This is a genomic window from Campylobacter sp. CFSAN093260 (assembly GCF_012890095.1).
Taxonomy (GTDB): domain Bacteria; phylum Campylobacterota; class Campylobacteria; order Campylobacterales; family Campylobacteraceae; genus Campylobacter_D; species Campylobacter_D jejuni.
In genome coordinates this window covers 1,340,216-1,357,289 of record NZ_CP040618.1, presented here as the reverse complement: position 1 = coordinate 1,357,289, position 17,074 = coordinate 1,340,216, and the positions used below count along the sequence as shown (strand labels likewise).

The following is a 17,074-nucleotide window of genomic DNA, read 5'->3' as shown; positions in this document are numbered from 1 at the left end:
CTATGTATAACCCAAACTCAGCTATAGAAAGAGTAAAAAATCATTTAGCTTATAAACTAGGTCAAGCTATGATTGACTTTACAAACAATGGGGGGGGGTATATAGCATTATTTAAAAAACTTTATCAAATAAAAAGACAACACAAAAAAGAACAAAAAATTTATCAACAAACCATACAAGTTTTTCCTCAACTCAAATATCCAAGTTTAGAAGCATGTAGTGATTATGAGCAAGCTTTAAAATATAAATTTCATTTATCTTATATGCTAGGTGAAGTTTTAATCAAAGCTGATAAAACTTGGTATAAAGGCGGTGGATTTAAATTAAAAAATAATATTAAAAAAGCTAAAAAAGAATTTCAAATTTTTAGAGAAATTTTTAAAGAATTTGATCAGATTAACTCTAGTATCCTTAAAGGATTGATAGATAATAAACAATTATTTTTAAAAGAATTTCCAAGAATAAAACATATATTAAAAATTCATCAAGATTATAAAGCAATACTAGATAATATCTTTCACAACTTTAATTATTTTATACAAAATTTTGATCTTATAGAAGAATGGCTATTATTAGATGGTTTTAAAGAAAAATATAAAAAAGAAAATCATCCTTATCCTTCACTACTTGATCCCAAAAAACTAAATGATGAAAATGAAAAAATTAATTATAAAAATATTCCAGCTGAACTTGCTTGGGAGATGAATTTGCCTTTGCCAAGAAATTATCGTTTTATTTTTATTACTGGTGGGTCTTGTGGACATATGGCGATGTTTTTATATTTTAAATTATTAAAAATAAATAGAAATTGGACAAGTGAAACTGAAAAAGAAAAATATAAAATAGCATATAATGTATTTATCGCCTCAAAAGAATATAATATTTTTTCATGTCAATGGGATAAAATAACTCAAAAATTATTTTATCTAGTAGATTTTAATGTTCCCTTGGTTGTTTTGCTAAGAGATCCTATTGAGAGATTGAAAAGTCTAACAAATCATATTGTAAAACATATTACGAAATTTGACTTAACATTGAATCCTAATGAAGCTTTGGTAAATAAATATTATAAAATGAAAGATTATCCAAGTTTGGAAAAAGTTGATACTATTGTTGATTATCCAAATTATTTTGATATATTTTCAAAAATTACTTATTTTAAAAATATAACTGAAGTATTTATTTTAGATACTAAAGATATAGTCGGAAATAGGTGTTATACTACTTTTTGCAATTTATCTAAGAAGTTAAATTTCCAATATCCTAGTGAGAATTTAAAAGAAATTTTTATTACTCCTTTTGTTTCAAAAGTAATGGATATGTTGCCACTAACTTTGGTATTATATCCAACTAATCAATATGATAATAAAAAAGACATTTTCACTCATCCAATAGAAATCATAATAACCTTTAGGAAAATGATGTTATATTGCAATCAAGAAAAATTGATTGATATGAAAAAAGATTTTTTTTCTAAAAGCAATTGGGATATTCAAGATGAAATTTTATTTTTAATCGATAAAAATGATAAAAATAGATTATTAAGCGATTCTTGTCTTTTTTTGCAGACTCAACAATATTTGAGAAAATTTATGATTGTATTTGAGAATAAAATAAAAGAAGAGAAGAAGAAATTATTCAGTGAAAATGATATTTTAAATTATTTAAGAGATAATAAGCAAGTGAGAATAAAATTAAAGAATGTATTAAAACATGAAATAAATTTTACTAAAAAGACTAATCAAAAAATAGTAGCTTCTTGGAAATACTATCAAGAATTTGAAAAAATGTGCAAGGAGTTGGATGATGGTGATATCTATGAAAAAGACTTGTAAATTAATAAAAAAAAGTTATAATTAATATTATGTAATTTAGAGAAAGGAATCAATATGAAACAAGGGGATTTTACAAAAGTTGCAAAACATTATCACAATAGACCTGCTTATAGTCCGTTTTTACTTGAAAAACTTGTAGCTTGTATCAATGATAAAAATAAAAATTTTAAAGATTTAAATATTGTTGAAGTAGGAGCTGGAACTGGAAAACTTACTAAGATGTTGGGAGAAATGTTTGGATGCCAAATTAGTGCTGTGGAACCAAACGATAATATGCGCGAAGAAGGGCAAAAATTTACACAAAATTTATCAAATATTTCTTGGCATAAAGGGAGTGGCGAAGAAACCTGCATGAGCAATAATCAAGCTGATTGGGTCATCATGGCTAGTTCTTTCCATTGGACAGATCCTAAAAAATCTCTCCCAGAATTTAATCGTATATTGACAGGGGGGGGTATTTTACTGCGATTTGGAATCCTCGCCACATTGTAGAGGGTTCGGTTTTTGATGAAATTGAAAAGGAGATTAAACATATTGTTCCAGATCTTGCTCGTGTAAGCAGTGGCACTCAAAATGTTAAAAAATGGGAAGAAATTCTTGTTTCAACAGGAGATTTCATAGACTGCTTTTTTATGGAGTGTGACTATAAAGAGTTTTGGGATAAAGAGCGTTATCTTGGAGCTTGGCATTCTGTAAATGATATACAAGCACAAGCAGGTGAAAAAAGATGGAAGGAAATTTTAGAGATGATAGAAGCTAAAATTTCTCATATGCAAAGTATAGAGATTCCTTATAAAATAAGAGCATGGACAGCTAGAAAAGCATAAAATACCTCCTTTTTTTCATCAAGCTTGTCAAAGATGAAAAAAGGAAATAAAATGCAAAAACTAGTAGAACAAGTGTGGGATTATACCAAGCATGCTAAATTTTATAGCTATAGACCAAATTATGCTCCAAAAACTATAGATATGCTTATTAGCTTAGTTGGAAAAAAAGATATTAAAGTCGCTGATATCGGTGCAGGAACTGGAAATTTAAGCATTATGCTTTTAGAAAGAGGATGTAAGGTAGTATCTGTAGAACCAAATGATGCGATGCGTGAGATTGGGATAGAAAGAACCAAGGATCAAAAGATTGACTGGGTTAGAGCAACAGGCTTAAACTCAACACTCCAAAATAGTGAATTTGATTGGGTGACTTTTGGTAGTAGTTTTAATGTAATGGATAGAAATGAAGCCTTAGAGGAAGCACATCGCTTATTAAAATCAGAGGGATATTTTTCTTGTATGTGGAATCACAGGGATTTAAACGATCCTGTGCAAAAAATAGCTGAAGATACTATTGTAGAATTTGTACCAAATTATACAAGGGGAACAAGAAGAGAAGATCAAAGACCAATTATAGAGAGTCGAAAGGATCTTTTTGATAATATTGTTTATATTGAAGAGGATTTTTATTTTCATCAAAGCATTGAAAATTATATTAATGCATGGAAGAGTGTTAAAAATCCTTACTGGGATTTGGAGACTAATGAAGGAAATGAACTTTTTAATAAAATTAGTAATAAAATTTCACAAAGACTTCCTAAGGAATTTAGCATAAAATATACCACTCGTTGTTGGAGTGCTAAAAAAATATAAAACTAAGGAAAAACATGGCGGAGTTAAAATTTAAAACCAAAGCACAAAATTTAAAAAATTTACAAACAAAATTAAAAAAAGCAAAAGTTCTACCTTTGGTTTTAACTTCGCTTGAAGAATTAATATCAAATGAAGATAAAGTTTTACAGGACATTCAAACCTTAAAGGCTAATAGACTCATTATAAGAAGTTCTTCTTTAAGTGAAGATAGCATGAAAAACTCCAATGCAGGTGCTTTTCTTTCTTTGGCAAATATTAAAGCTGATTCTAAAGATGAGTTATTAAAAGCTTTATATGAAGTTGCCAATTCTATGCCATCAAAAAGTGATGAAATTTTAGTTCAACCTATGCTTGAAAACATTACTCTTTGTGGAGTTGGTTTTAGCGTTGATAAAGATAATTTTTCCCCTTATTTTTGTCTTCAATATGATGAAAATGGTTCAAATAGCTCTATTACAGATGGAAGCAGTAAGAGTGCAAAAACTTACTATCATTACAGAAATTATTTAGAATTTAAAGATATTAGACTTCAAAAAATTATAGAACTTATAAAAGAATTAGAAGTTTTATATGATTGTCATTTTTTAGATGTTGAATTTGCATTTGCTATTCAAGATGATAAGGAAGAACTTTTTTGCTTACAAGTGCGTCCTTTGGTTATGCATGAAAAAAATAATTTATTTCATTCTTTACCAAAAGAAGCTTTATATAGATTTTATAAACGTTTTGAGTCTTTAAAAGAATCAAGATCTAGAGTTTTGGGAGATAAAGCCATTTTTGGGGTAATGCCTGATTGGAATCCAGCTGAAATCATAGGGTTAAGACCTAAGCGTTTAGCTTTTAGTTTATATAAAGAAATCATTACGGATAATATCTGGGCGTATCAAAGAGATAATTATGGTTATAGAGATCTAAGATCCCATCCTTTAATCCATTCTTTTTTAGGCATTCCTTATGTGGATGTAAGATTATCTTTTAATTCTTTTATACCAAAAAAATTAGATGAAAATATTGCACAAAAACTTGTCAATTTTTACTTAGATAAGCTTAATAAAAATCATGAATTGCACGATAAGATTGAATTTAATATTGTTTATTCTTGTTATGACTTTAATAGTTCTAAAAAATTAGAAGAACTTTTAAATCATGGTTTTAATGAAAATGAAATCAAAAGATTAGAATTTTCATTATTAGAACTTACAAATAAGATTATTAATCCTAGATCAGGGCTTTATTTAAAAGATATACAAAAAGCTTATAAGCTAAAAGAAAGATATGATGGTATTATTAATTCTAATTTTTCTTTAATTGATAAAATTTATTGGCTTATTGAAGAATGCAAGCGTTATGGAACCTTGCCTTTTGCGGGGGTGGCTAGGGCTGCATTTGTAGCAATGCAACTTTTAAATTCTTTAGTTGAGATTGATTTTATAACCAAAGAGGAAAAAGATGATTTTTTAAATTCACTCAATACAGTGAGCAAAAATTTAAGCAAACAAACAAACCATCTTAATTTTCACAACAAAGATCAATTTTTGAAAGATTTTGGACATTTAAGAGCAGGAACTTATAATATTTTATCTCCAAGATATGATGAAGATTTTGAACTTTATTTTGATGTGGATCAAAAAGATAGTAAAGTTTATTTACAAGATAAAGCTTTTGTTTTTTCAAAAGAAAAGACAAAAGCTTTAAATGCTTTACTTAGAGAGCATGGATTAGAGATTAATGCTTGTGAATTTTTTGATTTTTTAAAACAGGCTATCGAGGGTAGAGAGCTCGTTAAATTTGAATTCACTAGATTGCTTTCTAAAGCTATAGTTTATATAGAAGAATTAGGCAAATATTATGGCATTGAAAAAGAAGATTTGGCTCATCTTGATATAAAAAGCATTTTAAATCTTTATTCTAGTCTTTATTCTATAAATCCAAAAGAGCAGTTTGTAGAAGAAATTAATCGCAATAAAAAAGAATATGAACTTACACAAGCTATAAAACTTCCTTCTTTGCTTTGCAATGCCGATGAAATTTTTTCTTTTTATAATCATAGCATTATTCCAAATTTCATTACACAAAAGAGTATTACTGCATTTACGGCAAAGGAAAATGATAAAGATTTAGAAGGAAAGATTGTTTTAATTTATGCGGCAGATCCCGGATATGATTATTTATTTACGAAAAATATAGCAGGACTTATTACATGTTATGGGGGTGCTAATTCGCATATGGCCATTCGTGCCTCAGAACTTGGAATGCCTGCTGTTATAGGAGTTGGAGAAGAAAATTTTGAAAAATATTTAAAAGCTAAAAAAATAAATATAGAATGTGAAAGTGAGCAAATATTTTGTTTATAGGTATTACTCAAAGGCTTATTTGCAACGATAGTTATCATGAAGAAAGAGAATGTTTGGCTTTGGATTGGGGAAAATTATTTAATAAAGATTTATTTAAAAATTTTACTCCTCTTCCTCTTAGCTATGAAATAGATTTTTCTTATTATAAACATCTAATAAAAGCTGTGATATTAAGTGGTGGCAATGATTTAAGTTTTTATAGTCCTAATGTTTTATCCAAAAAGAGAGATTTATATGAAAAGCAAGTTATAGAAATTTGTTTAGAAGAAAAAATACCACTTTTAGGAATTTGCAGAGGGGCTCAGATGATAGCTCATTATTTTAACAGCCATATAAGTCCTTGTGAAAATCATATAGGCAAACATGAAGTATTTTTCTCAAAAGAAAAATTTATAAGCAATTCTTTTCATAATTTTGCTATTGAAAAATTAGGCGAAGATCTTGTAGAACTTTGCTTAGCAGAAGATAATACCATAGAAGCTTTTAAACATAAGTATGAAAATATTTTTGGTATAATGTGGCATATTGAAAGAGAAAATGGGCTTAATAATATTCAAATTTTAAGAGAGTGGTTTAGTTTAATCAAGGAATAATATGAATGCAATTATCTTAGCAGCAGGTTTTGGATCAAGGCTGATGCCTTTAACAAAAGATCAACCAAAGTGTATGGTTGAGTATAAGAATAAAAAAATCATAGATTATGAAATCGAAGCTTTAAAATCAGCAGGTATAAATGAAATAGCTGTTGTGGGTGGATATTTAAACGAAGTGCTAAAAAATTATCTTAATAAATATGATATCGAGCATTTTTTTATTAATTCAAAATATGATAAAACCAATATGGTTCATACTTTTTTTTGCGCTAAAGATTTTATATTAAAATGCATCGAAGAAAAACAAGATTTGATTATTTCTTATGCGGATATTGTTTATTTTCAAGATTGCGTGCAAAAGCTTATAAATGCCAAAGAAGAACTTGCTATAGTAGTTGATAAGTCTTGGCGTAAGCTTTGGAGCAAACGCTTTGCAAATCCTTTAGAAGATGCTGAAACATTAAAGATGACAAATGGTTATATTATAGAACTTGGAAAAAAAGCTAATGCCTATGATGAGATAGAAGCTCAATATATAGGACTTTTTAAATTTTCTTATCAATTTCTTTCCGAAGTTATTGCTTTTTATGAAATGCTTGATCGAGATATTTTATATGATAATAAAAATTTTGAAAATATGTACATGACAAGTTTTTTGCAAGCTTTAATTGAAAAATACAACAACGCAAAAGCAGTGGAAATTGATGGCAATTGGTGTGAAATTGATTTTATGAGTGATTTAGAGGTGCAAATTGATAAATAGTCCTTATATTATTTGGCTTACTGGTTTAGCTGGAAGTGGAAAAACAACTATAGGTCAAGCTTTGTATGAGAAATTAAAACTAAAATATAAAAACCTTATTTATCTCGATGGAGATGAGTTAAGAGAAATATTAGGACATTATGCATACGATAGACAAGGTCGCATAGATATGGCTTTGAAAAGAGCTAAATTTGCAAAATTTTTAAACGATCAAGGTATGATGGTTATTGTCACTACGATTTCAATGTTTAATGAGATTTATGATTATAATAGAAAGCAATTAAAAAATTATTATGAAATTTATATAGAATGCGATATACATGAATTAATACAAAGAGATCAAAAAGGGCTTTATACTAAGGCTTTAAATAAAGAAATTGATAATGTAGTTGGTGTTGATATAGAATTTGATAAACCAGAGGCTGATTTAGTGATCAATAATTCTTGTCGAAATAATTTAGAAGAAAAAGTTGAACTTATAATAAAGAAATTGGCATTGTGAAGCATTACTCAATATCAAAAAAACTTATTGCTAATGTTAGAAATTTTTACACCATTTCTTTGTATAAGAAAAATTCAAAAATAAATAAAGATGATCTTTTCCTTGGCTGGGGACGCAAAAAATCAGGTTTAAAAGCTATAAATTTAGCTAAAAAATATAAGGCTAAATTCATACTTTTAGAAGATGGATTTATCCGCTCATTAAACTTAGGGGTTGAAAATAGCCCAAGTTTTTCTATGGTTAAAGATGATATAGGCATTTATTATGATGCAACAGCACCTTCAAAGCTTGAAAATCTTTTAAATACTTATGAATTTAAAGATGAAGAAATCAAGCAAGCTAAAAAAGCTATAGAGCTTATCAAAAAATATAAAATTAGCAAGTATAATAACAATCTTGATATTCCAGATGATTATTTTCAAAAAGATGAAAAAAGGGTTTTAATCATCACCCAAACGGCCAATGATGCCTCACTTGAATTTGGGCTTGCTAAAGGTTTTAAAACCGTCGATATGATAAAAGATGCCATAAAAGAAAATCCTAAATCTAAAATTTATATAAAAATCCATCCTGATGTTTTAAGCGGTAAAAAACAAAGTGATTTAGATATAAATTCCTTACCTAAAGAATGTATTTTAATCACTGAAAATTTTAATCCCATAGCCTTACTTGAGTTTTTTGATAAGGTTTATACCAAAACTTCTGGTATGGGTTTTGAAGCTTTGATGCAAGAATGTGAGTGTATTTGTTATGGTATGCCTTTTTATGCAGGTTGGGGTCTAACAAAAGATAAATTAGAGCGTAAAAGAAGGATGCAAAAAAGAAGTTTAGAAGAAGTTTTCTATGCTGCTTATATACTTTATGCTGAGTATTTTAATCCCTATTTAAATCAAAAAAGTAATATTTTTGATACTATTAAAACTTTAGCAAAATATAAAGATATAGAAAAGGCAAATTCTAACAGGCTTTTTATGTTAGGTTTTACCTTATGGAAAAGGCATTTTATCAAGCCTTTTTTTAAGGCCAAAGATAATAAAATTATTTTTTTAAATTCTTTAAAATCTTTAGCTAGATATAAACTTAAAGAAAATGATAAATTTTTCATTTGGGGTAAAAGGATAGATTATAACGCTCTTAAAACTACTCTTATAAAAAAAGCGCAAGATGAGAATTTGCTCCATTTTACTCCCAAAATTTCTTTAGTTGAAGATGGATTTATTCGCTCAATCTCTTTAGGATCTGATCTTACGCGCCCTTTTTCTTTAATCGTTGATGATAAAGGACTTTACATAGATCCAAATAAAGCAAGTAAATTAGAAGAGCTTTTGCAAAACGAAATTTTTGATGAAAATATGCTAAATAGGGCAAAAAATATTATAAAAATCTTACTTGAGAACCGCTTTTCAAAATACAATGGCTTAAAGCATGAAGACTTAAAAATCAATGCCAAAATAGGACAAAAGATTATTTTAATCCCTGCTCAAGTTGAAGATGATACTTCGATGATTTTAGGGGGTTTTGGCTTATCTACTCTTGATTTGCTTAAGGAGGTGCGTGCTAAAAATCAAGATGCTTATATCATCTTTAAACCCCATCCTGATGTGTTAAGCGGCAACCGTGTAGGTTTAAAAGATGAAACACTCATCTTGGAATTTTGTGATGAGATTGTAAAAGATTGCAGTATTGATAGCGCTATAAAAATTGCTGATGAAATTCACACTATTACTTCTACAAGTGGTTTTGATGCTCTTTTAAGAGCTAAAAAAGTTTTTACTTATGGTATGCCTTTTTATGCGGGCTGGGGTTTAACAAAAGATAAATATAGATGTGAAAGAAGAACAAGAAAACTAAGCCTAGAAGAGCTTGTAGCAGGTGCTTTGATCATATATCCAAGATATATAAATCCTAAAACAAAAACTTTATGTGAAATTGAAGTTTGTTTAGATATAATGCTAAATTTACAAAAAGCTTATTTTTCAAAAAAATATATAAAATTGGCAATAGATTTTAAAACTTTTATGCTTAGAAAAATAAGAAGATTTTATGAATTTTTAGCAAAGAAATGAGATTTAGCACTAAAATTAAAAAAGAATTTAGCGGTAAAAATGTTTTACTCTTGCAAGGGCCTGTGGGAAATTTTTTTCATCATCTTGCAGTGAAAATGAGAAAAAACCAAACCAAAGTTTTTAAACTCAATTTTAACGGCGGAGATTTTTTTTTCTATCCTAGCGGAACGAGGTGTAAGTGTGATGAAAAAGATCTTGAAAATTTCTATAGAGATTTTTTTCAAAATAAAAAAATCGATGCTATTTTAATGTATAATGATTGTCGCATTATACATGCTAAGGCTATTAAAGTGGCTAAAGAATTAGGAATTGAAATATGGATTTTTGAAGAAGGATATTTAAGGCCTTATTGTATTACTTTGGAAAAAGATGGGGTGAATGCAAATTCTTCTTTACCGCGTGATAAAAATTTTTATCTTTCTCAAAATATTTTTACCAAAGAAAGCATAAAAGAAATTCCAGGTGGATTTAAATTTATGGCTTTTGATGCTTTTTTGTATTGGTTGTTTGCTTTTATTTTGGCTCCATTTTTTAACAACAAACTTCATCATCGCACTTTATATCCTTTTGAATTTTTATTTTGGTTTAGATCATTGTATAGAAAGTATCTTTATAATATTACAGAAAAAAAACTAAATGAAAAGATTTATAATTTAGAAAAAAAGTACTTTTTGGCGATTTTACAAGTTTATAGCGATACGCAAATTAAATATCATTACAAAAAAAGCATAGAGCACTTTATAGAGGAAACCATACTTTCTTTTGCAAACCATGCAAGAGCTAAATCTTATCTAGTTTTTAAACACCATCCCATGGATAGGGGCTATAAGAATTATTCTAAACTCATAAATGATTTAAGTCAAAAATATCATATAGAAGGAAGAGTTTTATATGTTCATGATACCCACTTGCCAGTTCTTTTAAGAAAGGCTTTGGGTTGTATTACTATAAATTCAACAGTAGGCCTTAGTGCTATTTTAGAAGGCTGTCCGACTAAGGTTTGTGGCAATGCTTTTTATGATTTTGAAGGCTTATCTTATCCAAAAAAACTTCAATTTTTTTGGCGTGAAGCTCATGCTTATAAACCCAATCCTGTTTTGGTATGTAATTTTAAAAAATATCTTTTACAAACTAATCAATTCAACGGCAATTTTTATAAAAATTTCTTTTTAGACAAATAAGACTAAAAAGCTTTGATTAAGAGAGCTTTTAAAGCAAAGTTGTTATAATTAAAAGCAAAAAGAAATTATTGTATGGATAGGGAAGTATTTTATATAGCAGGATATGATCCTAAAAGTTATAGATTTTATTATGATTTATTTAAAAAAAACCTAAAAGATTATTCTCATGCTTTTAGCATTAAAGTTAATTTAAGTAAAATTGAAAAAAATGAGCAATTTCCTTTTTTTCAAATTTCTTGCGAAGGAGTACAAACTAAATATCATTTTTTAACATGGAATGATATTGTTAAGAAAAATTGGTCAGAAAATTATAAAGATGCTTTGGCAGATTGTTATAGTTTTTTTAGAATTTATACTATCACAGGGCTTTTTATCAAATTTGGCAAAGAGTCGATTTATCAACTTATCACAGGTTATTATCCTTTTTTTTATGTGTTATTTTCGTTACTATTTTCTTTGGTTTTGGCTTTTGGAAGTTTTGCTTTTTTGCAAAATTATATGCATTTTTCTTTAGCTATCATCATAGGATGTTTTTTAGGATTTTTACTAAATCATTTTTTATTTAAATTAGGTAAGAAATTAGCTGTATTTTGGATAGCAAGAATTTGTGCTTTTTGTGCTACTTGGCAAGATAAAAAAACAGGCACTATGCAAGAAAGAATCAAGCTTTTTGCGAATACCATAGTAGATAAGCTAAAACAAAATGAAAATAAACAAGATTATGAACTTGTTTTAGTAGCACATAGTGTTGGAACTATAGTTTGTATAGAAGTTTTGGAGTGTATTTTAAGACAAAATTTAGATTTATCTTTACTTCATAAGTTAAAAATTCTTACTCTAGGAGAATGCATTCCTTTAGTGAGTTATCAAAAAAAAGCGGATGAATTTAGAAAGAAGCTTGAATTTGTTTCAAGGTTTGATTTAAAATGGTATGATTACACATCGATTATTGATGGAGCATGTTTTCCTCAAGTGGATTTTTTCCGCACGAGTGGCGTAAATGCTAAATTTACACCCCCATTTTTAAGTGCTAAATTTCACACTTTATATGAAAAACATGAGTATAAAAAAATAAAAAGAGATAAAAACAAAGCGCACTTTTTATATCTTTATAGTATTAGTGTTAAAGGTGATTATGATTTTTTTTCTTTCATCATAATGCCTAAATTTTTAGAAGAAAAGGTAAAAATATGAGTGAATGCCCCTTTTTTCCAAAACCTTATAAAAATAAAGCTTCTACGCTTTTAACTTTTTTGTTAAAGCGTAGATCTTGGCTTGACGGGCTTTATGAGCGTAGTTATAAAATGCAAACAGGCTATGTGAAGATGCCAAATTTTGATCTTTATGTCATAAATGACACTAAAGAAGTTAAAAGAATGATGGTTGATGAGGTTAGAGAATTTCCTAAAAGTGCATTTTTACATGAGCTTTTAAGTCCGCTTTTAGGGGAGAGTATTTTTACTACAAATGGTGAAGTTTGGAAAAAACAAAGAGAGCTTTTGCGTCCAAGTTTTGAAATGACTCGTATCAATAAAGTGTTTAATCTTATGAGTGAAGCTGTGGCAGATATGATGGATCGTTTTAGCAAGTATCCAAATCATGCTGTTATCGAAGTAGATGAAGCTATGACTTTTATTACCGCTGATGTGATTTTTCGCACCATTATGTCTTCAAAACTCGATGAGGAAAAAGGTAAAAAAATCTTAAACGCATTTGTGACTTTTCAAGAGCAAAGCGTGCATACAGCCATGCGTCGTATGTTTCGTTTTCCAAAATGGCTTTCTTATGTGTTAGGAGATTGTAAGCGTGCTAAGGCCGGAGATGTGATCAGACAGGTTTTAAGTGATATCATAAAACCAAGATATGATATGGCAGATAATGCAGAATTTGAAGATATTTTAGGATCTTTGCTTTTAGTAGTGGATGCTGATACAAATAAGCGTTTTTCTTTTGAGGAAATTTTAGATCAAGTGGCTATGCTTTTTTTAGCAGGACATGAAACCACAGCAAGTTCTTTGACATGGACGCTTTATTTGCTTAGTCTTTATCCTAAGGAGCAAGAAAAAGCTTACGAGGAGATTACTCAGGTTTTACAGGGTGGAGTCATTGAAATTTCGCATCTAAGACAGTTTAAATACTTAACAAATATTTTTAAAGAATCTTTAAGACTTTATCCTCCTGTTGGGTTTTTTGCAAGAGAGGCAAAAAAAGATACTCAAGTTAGAGATAAGCTTATTAAAAAAGGTTCTGGGGTGGTGATTGCTCCTTGGCTGATACACAGACATGAAGAATTTTGGACAAATCCGCATGGATTTAATCCTTCTCGTTTTGAAGGAGAGTACAAAAAAGATGCTTATTTGCCTTTTGGGGTAGGGGAAAGAATTTGTATAGGACAAGGTTTTGCTATGCAAGAAGCGATTTTGATTTTGGCTAATATTTTAAAAACTTACAAACTAGAACTTGAAGAAGGTTTTGTACCTGATGTAGTAGGGCGTTTAACAGTGCGTTCGGCTAATGGTATGAGGATAAAATTTAGCAAAAGAAAGCTATGAAAAGAGTTAGAACTAAAATTCGCGCCAATTTTCGTCGTCGTGTAAAACGCACTTTAAAAGGAAGCTTAAAAGAAAAATTAGCAGGGACTATTCTGCTTTGTGCAATAGTACCTTTAGCAGTTTTAGGATATCTTTTTATCGTGATTATAGGAATTTTTTTTAATACCGCACGAGCAAGACAGGGTGTTAGAGCCTTAGATCATTTTGTAAATGCAAGCTTGTTTAATGGCTATGCTTGGGAGAGCGTTTCTTCTCATGCGTGGCGTGAAAGAAATCGCAAAAAATGGGCAAGGATTGTTATAAAAATCACAGATTTTTTTCAAAAAGATCATTGTAAAAGAGCAAACAAAAGAGAACAACCTGTGGTGGATTTCATACTTTCAAGAAATTTAGACAAGCAAACTATAGGAAAATAATCAAACTACAGCCACTATGGCTATAGCAAAACCATTATCATGAGAAATACTTAGGGAAGTTTGAGTGATATTAAAATCTTTTGTAATTTTTTGAGAATATTTTAATTTAGGCGCGTTTTTTTCATCTTTTGATATTTCAATATCAAAAAAACTGCATAATTCACAAATTCCAACACCCAAAGCCTTGCTAGCGGCTTCTTTAGCAGCCCAAAGACCTGCTAGAGTTGCTGGATTTTTAATGAGTATTTGTTCTTTTGGGTTTAGAAATTTATCCAAAAAATTTTTGCCATGTCTAGAATGAATTTTTTCTATTCTAGAAATGGCGATGATATCACAGCCTACACGCATTAAGAAACTACAAAATCCGTAAAATAAACATTTTTAATAAAGCCATCGGTTAAAATTTCATTGATTTTTCCAACTAGCTCATCTTTTAAACGTTCTTTGCCTTTTTGTGTACTTACTTCTTCAAAAGTTTTAGCTGTTAATGTACGAATAATAATATCACGAATGACTGGGACTTTTTTATCAAGTTCAGGTTTTAAAAGTTCGCTATTTTGTTCTAGTTCTATAGTGCATTTTACATATCTTGAGCCGCTATCGCTAAGCAAATTTAGGGTAAAAGGATCAAGTGGATACATAGGACCTATATTAGCAAAATCACTACCTCGCTGAGCAGGAGCTGAAACTTTAGGTTTATCGGCTTTTGCCTCTTCTTTTGGAGCTTCTTTGACTTCACTTTCATCACTTGAACTGCTTGAAATAAGCCAAGCAATTACTCCCATAATACTAAGAAGTAAAACAAAAAGTAAAATAACAATAATAATTACAAGTGAACCACCTTTTTTCTTTTTTGTTTCTTCGTTTTCTAATTCTTCATCCATAAATTTTCCTTCATTTAGTGAAATTAATGTAAAATTGTAGCAAAAATTTCTTTTCTATCCAAATTTGCTTTAGAAAAACGATAAATTTAGGTCAAAGAAGAGATGAATTTGAAGGAAAAAATGTTAGATGTGATTTTTAGAGAATATGATATAAGAGGACTTTACGACAAAGAATTGAATGAAAAAAGCGTTAAAGCTATAGGTTTTTGTTTGGGACAAACTATGTTAAATAGGGGTTGTAAAAATGTAAGCGTGGGCTATGATGCAAGATATAGTGCAAATGAACTTTTTAATTATCTAGTGAGTGGACTTAACAAAGCGGGAATAAAAATCTATGATATAGGGCTTGCGCCAACTCCATTGGGATATTTTAGTCTTTATGAGGGCTTAAAATTTGATGCAAATGTTATGATAACAGGCTCTCATAACCCAAAAGATTATAATGGTTTTAAAATTACTATTAATAAAGAAAGTTTTTTTGGTGTAGAATTAAAAGAGTTTTCAAAAGAAGTTTATAAGCATTTAGATGATGATATTGAAGAAAATTTAGAAGTAGAAAAATACGATATTTTAAACCTTTATGTGAAATTTATGTGCGAGCAATTTAGCTTTTTAAAGGATTTTAATTATAAATTTGGTGTTGATTGCACAAATGGTGCGGCTGGAGTGGTGATAAAGCCTTTAATCAAGGCTTTAAATTTAAAAGCTCATGTAATGTTTGCAGAGCCCGATGGACAGTTTCCAAACCATGCTCCAGATCCTACAGAAGAAGAAAACTTAAGTGCGATTAGAGAATTTTTAAATCAAAATCAAGATTATTCTTTGGCTTTTGTTTTTGATGGGGATGCTGATAGAATGGTTGCTTTAAGTAAAACTCATGTATTTTGTGGGGATGAGCTTTGTTATTTGTTTGCTAAAGATATCCCTAATCCACGCATTTTAGGTGAGGTAAAATGTTCTAAAAATCTTTTTGATGAAGTGGCTAAATTTGGAACTATTTTTATGGGAAAAACAGGACATTCTAATATCAAAAAAATGATGAAAGAAAAAGATATTGATTTAGCTGCTGAAGTGAGTGGGCATATTTTCTTTAAACATAGATATTTTGGTTATGATGATGGAATTTATGCATTTTTAAGAGCCTTGGAGCTTGTTTATAAAGGTTTTGATCTAGAAAGTATGATTAAAGCTTTACCAAAACTTTATACTACACCTGAAATTAAAATTCCTGTAAATGAAGAAGAAAAATTCAAACTTGTGGAAGAATTTCAAAAAGAGATTGAAAAAGGAGCTTTAAAAGGTGTTAAAAGTCTTTGTGAAATTGATGGAGCTAGGATAGATTTTGGCGATGGATGGGCTTTACTTCGTGCATCTAATACCAGCCCTTATCTTATCACACGCTTTGAGGCAACATCTTTAGAAAGAGCAAAAGAGCTTGAAAGTATGGTATTTACTTTGTTTAATGATATAAAAGCTAGATTTAAGAATTGATGAGATAATATTCCGCGATTTAATTTATTTTAAAAAGGAATTAAAAATGAAAAAAATACTTATTCTACTTACACTATGTGCTTTTGCTTTTGGTGCAAGTGAATGTGATAGAAAAATCGATCGTATCAATAAAGAAATCAGTTTTTCTAAAGCGCATAATGATACAGCTAGAACTTTAAGCTTAGAGCTTGCTTTAAAACAAGTACAAAATGATTGTGCTAAAGATCCTATGTTTTATGATAAAAAGTTAGAAGCTAAAAAACTTAAAGAACAAGAAGTGGAAAAAATCGAAAAAGAACTTGATGCTTTAAAAGAACAAAAAGATTATATGAGTAAGGCTGAGTATAAAGCTAAAAAAGAAGCTTTAAAAGAACAAAAAGAGAAAATCAAAAAAGAAATTAAAGAATATATCGATAATCTCTAAAAATTAAAAAGACTAATAAATTTTAGCCTTTTTAAACCCTACCTTTTTTAAGATTTTCTAATAATTCTTCTATATTATAAATTCCTCTGTGTTCTGGTGTTAAAAGATGGATTAAAATATCACCAAGATCAATCACGCTCCATTCTTCACTACTATCTATGTTTAAAAATTCCTCACCTTTGGCTTTAAGTCGTGTTTTAAGCTCATCGATCAAAGATAGAGCGTGTCTTTCTCCTAAAGTAGCTGCAATAATGACATATTTTACAAAGTATTCTTGCTCGCTCATGTCAATGGTTTTGATATTTTCAGCTTTTTTTTCATCTAAAATTTTAACGATTAAATCTATTCTTTCTTGCATTATTGTCCTTTAATT

The 17,074-nt window shown here is 29.0% G+C and carries 16 protein-coding genes and 1 pseudogene; 14 read left to right on the top strand and 3 right to left on the bottom strand.

Annotated features, from left to right (window positions below; translation table 11 throughout):
- Positions 1-2: 2 nt before the first annotated feature.
- From FBF22_RS06875 to FBF22_RS06820, 12 genes and pseudogenes are all read left to right on the top strand, one after another.
- Positions 3-1,835 carry a DUF2972 domain-containing protein gene (locus FBF22_RS06875; protein ID WP_032581071.1) on the top strand — a complete coding sequence of 611 codons (1,833 nt, stop codon included), beginning with the start codon at positions 3-5 and terminating at the stop codon, positions 1,833-1,835.
- Positions 1,836-1,889: 54 nt separating this feature from the next.
- Positions 1,890-2,662, top strand: a pseudogene (locus FBF22_RS06870) (class I SAM-dependent methyltransferase).
- Between the two features lie 51 nt (positions 2,663-2,713).
- On the top strand, positions 2,714-3,475 hold the full coding sequence (locus FBF22_RS06865; protein ID WP_002885261.1) for a class I SAM-dependent methyltransferase: 762 nt from the start codon (positions 2,714-2,716) through the stop codon (positions 3,473-3,475).
- Positions 3,476-3,489: 14 nt separating this feature from the next.
- Entirely contained in the window at positions 3,490-5,829 is a 2,340-nt protein-coding gene (locus FBF22_RS06860) for a PEP-utilizing enzyme (RefSeq protein WP_002872738.1), read from the top strand.
- Positions 5,820-6,422 carry a gamma-glutamyl-CDP-amidate hydrolase gene (locus FBF22_RS06855; RefSeq protein ID WP_002885258.1) on the top strand — a complete coding sequence of 201 codons (603 nt, stop codon included), beginning with the start codon at positions 5,820-5,822 and terminating at the stop codon, positions 6,420-6,422. Before FBF22_RS06860 ends, FBF22_RS06855 begins: the two co-directional genes overlap by 10 nt.
- Before the next feature lies 1 nt (position 6,423).
- A complete protein-coding gene (locus FBF22_RS06850; protein ID WP_002825812.1) occupies positions 6,424-7,185 on the top strand; it encodes a CTP:phosphoglutamine cytidylyltransferase in 762 nt (253 codons plus the stop codon).
- Positions 7,175-7,687 (top strand): cytidine diphosphoramidate kinase, encoded by a 513-nt coding sequence (locus FBF22_RS06845; RefSeq protein WP_052777764.1) that lies wholly within the window; start codon positions 7,175-7,177, stop codon positions 7,685-7,687. Before FBF22_RS06850 ends, FBF22_RS06845 begins: the two co-directional genes overlap by 11 nt.
- A complete protein-coding gene (locus FBF22_RS06840; protein ID WP_002885252.1) occupies positions 7,684-9,753 on the top strand; it encodes a capsular polysaccharide biosynthesis protein in 2,070 nt (689 codons plus the stop codon). Before FBF22_RS06845 ends, FBF22_RS06840 begins: the two co-directional genes overlap by 4 nt.
- The gene (kpsS, locus tag FBF22_RS06835; protein WP_002885250.1) at positions 9,750-10,934 is read left to right on the top strand and encodes a capsule polysaccharide modification protein KpsS; all 1,185 of its coding nucleotides are present in this window, start codon (positions 9,750-9,752) and stop codon (positions 10,932-10,934) included. Before FBF22_RS06840 ends, kpsS begins: the two co-directional genes overlap by 4 nt.
- A gap of 72 nt (positions 10,935-11,006) precedes the next feature.
- On the top strand, positions 11,007-12,128 hold the full coding sequence (locus FBF22_RS06830) for a hypothetical protein (protein WP_002885249.1): 1,122 nt from the start codon (positions 11,007-11,009) through the stop codon (positions 12,126-12,128).
- A complete protein-coding gene (locus tag FBF22_RS06825) occupies positions 12,125-13,486 on the top strand; it encodes a cytochrome P450 (protein ID WP_002780438.1) in 1,362 nt (453 codons plus the stop codon). The genes FBF22_RS06830 and FBF22_RS06825 overlap by 4 nt, the downstream gene beginning before the upstream one ends.
- Positions 13,483-13,902 (top strand): hypothetical protein, encoded by a 420-nt coding sequence (locus FBF22_RS06820; RefSeq protein WP_002780440.1) that lies wholly within the window; start codon positions 13,483-13,485, stop codon positions 13,900-13,902. The genes FBF22_RS06825 and FBF22_RS06820 overlap by 4 nt, the downstream gene beginning before the upstream one ends.
- Here the strand turns inward: FBF22_RS06820 and acpS are convergent, their stop codons facing one another.
- Both acpS and fliL read right to left on the bottom strand, forming a co-directional pair.
- On the bottom strand, positions 13,903-14,250 hold the full coding sequence (gene acpS, locus FBF22_RS06815) for a holo-ACP synthase (RefSeq protein WP_002857939.1): 348 nt from the start codon (positions 14,248-14,250) through the stop codon (positions 13,903-13,905).
- A complete protein-coding gene (gene fliL, locus FBF22_RS06810) occupies positions 14,250-14,786 on the bottom strand; it encodes a flagellar basal body-associated protein FliL (RefSeq protein ID WP_002780442.1) in 537 nt (178 codons plus the stop codon). Before fliL ends, acpS begins: the two co-directional genes overlap by 1 nt.
- Positions 14,787-14,888: 102 nt before the next feature.
- On the opposite strand from fliL, the gene pgmL reads away from it, so the two are divergent.
- Both pgmL and FBF22_RS06800 read left to right on the top strand, forming a co-directional pair.
- Entirely contained in the window at positions 14,889-16,277 is a 1,389-nt protein-coding gene (pgmL, locus tag FBF22_RS06805) for a phosphoglucosamine mutase PgmL (RefSeq protein WP_079264894.1), read from the top strand.
- A 46-nt stretch (positions 16,278-16,323) separates the two neighbouring features.
- Complete coding sequence (locus tag FBF22_RS06800) at positions 16,324-16,701, top strand: DUF1090 family protein (protein ID WP_002860386.1); 378 nt, start codon at positions 16,324-16,326, stop codon at positions 16,699-16,701.
- A 31-nt stretch (positions 16,702-16,732) separates the two neighbouring features.
- Here the strand turns inward: FBF22_RS06800 and rsfS are convergent, their stop codons facing one another.
- Positions 16,733-17,059, bottom strand: a complete 327-nt coding sequence (rsfS, locus tag FBF22_RS06795; protein ID WP_002858238.1) for a ribosome silencing factor — start codon at positions 17,057-17,059, stop codon at positions 16,733-16,735.
- Between the last annotated feature and the right edge of the window lie 15 nt (positions 17,060-17,074).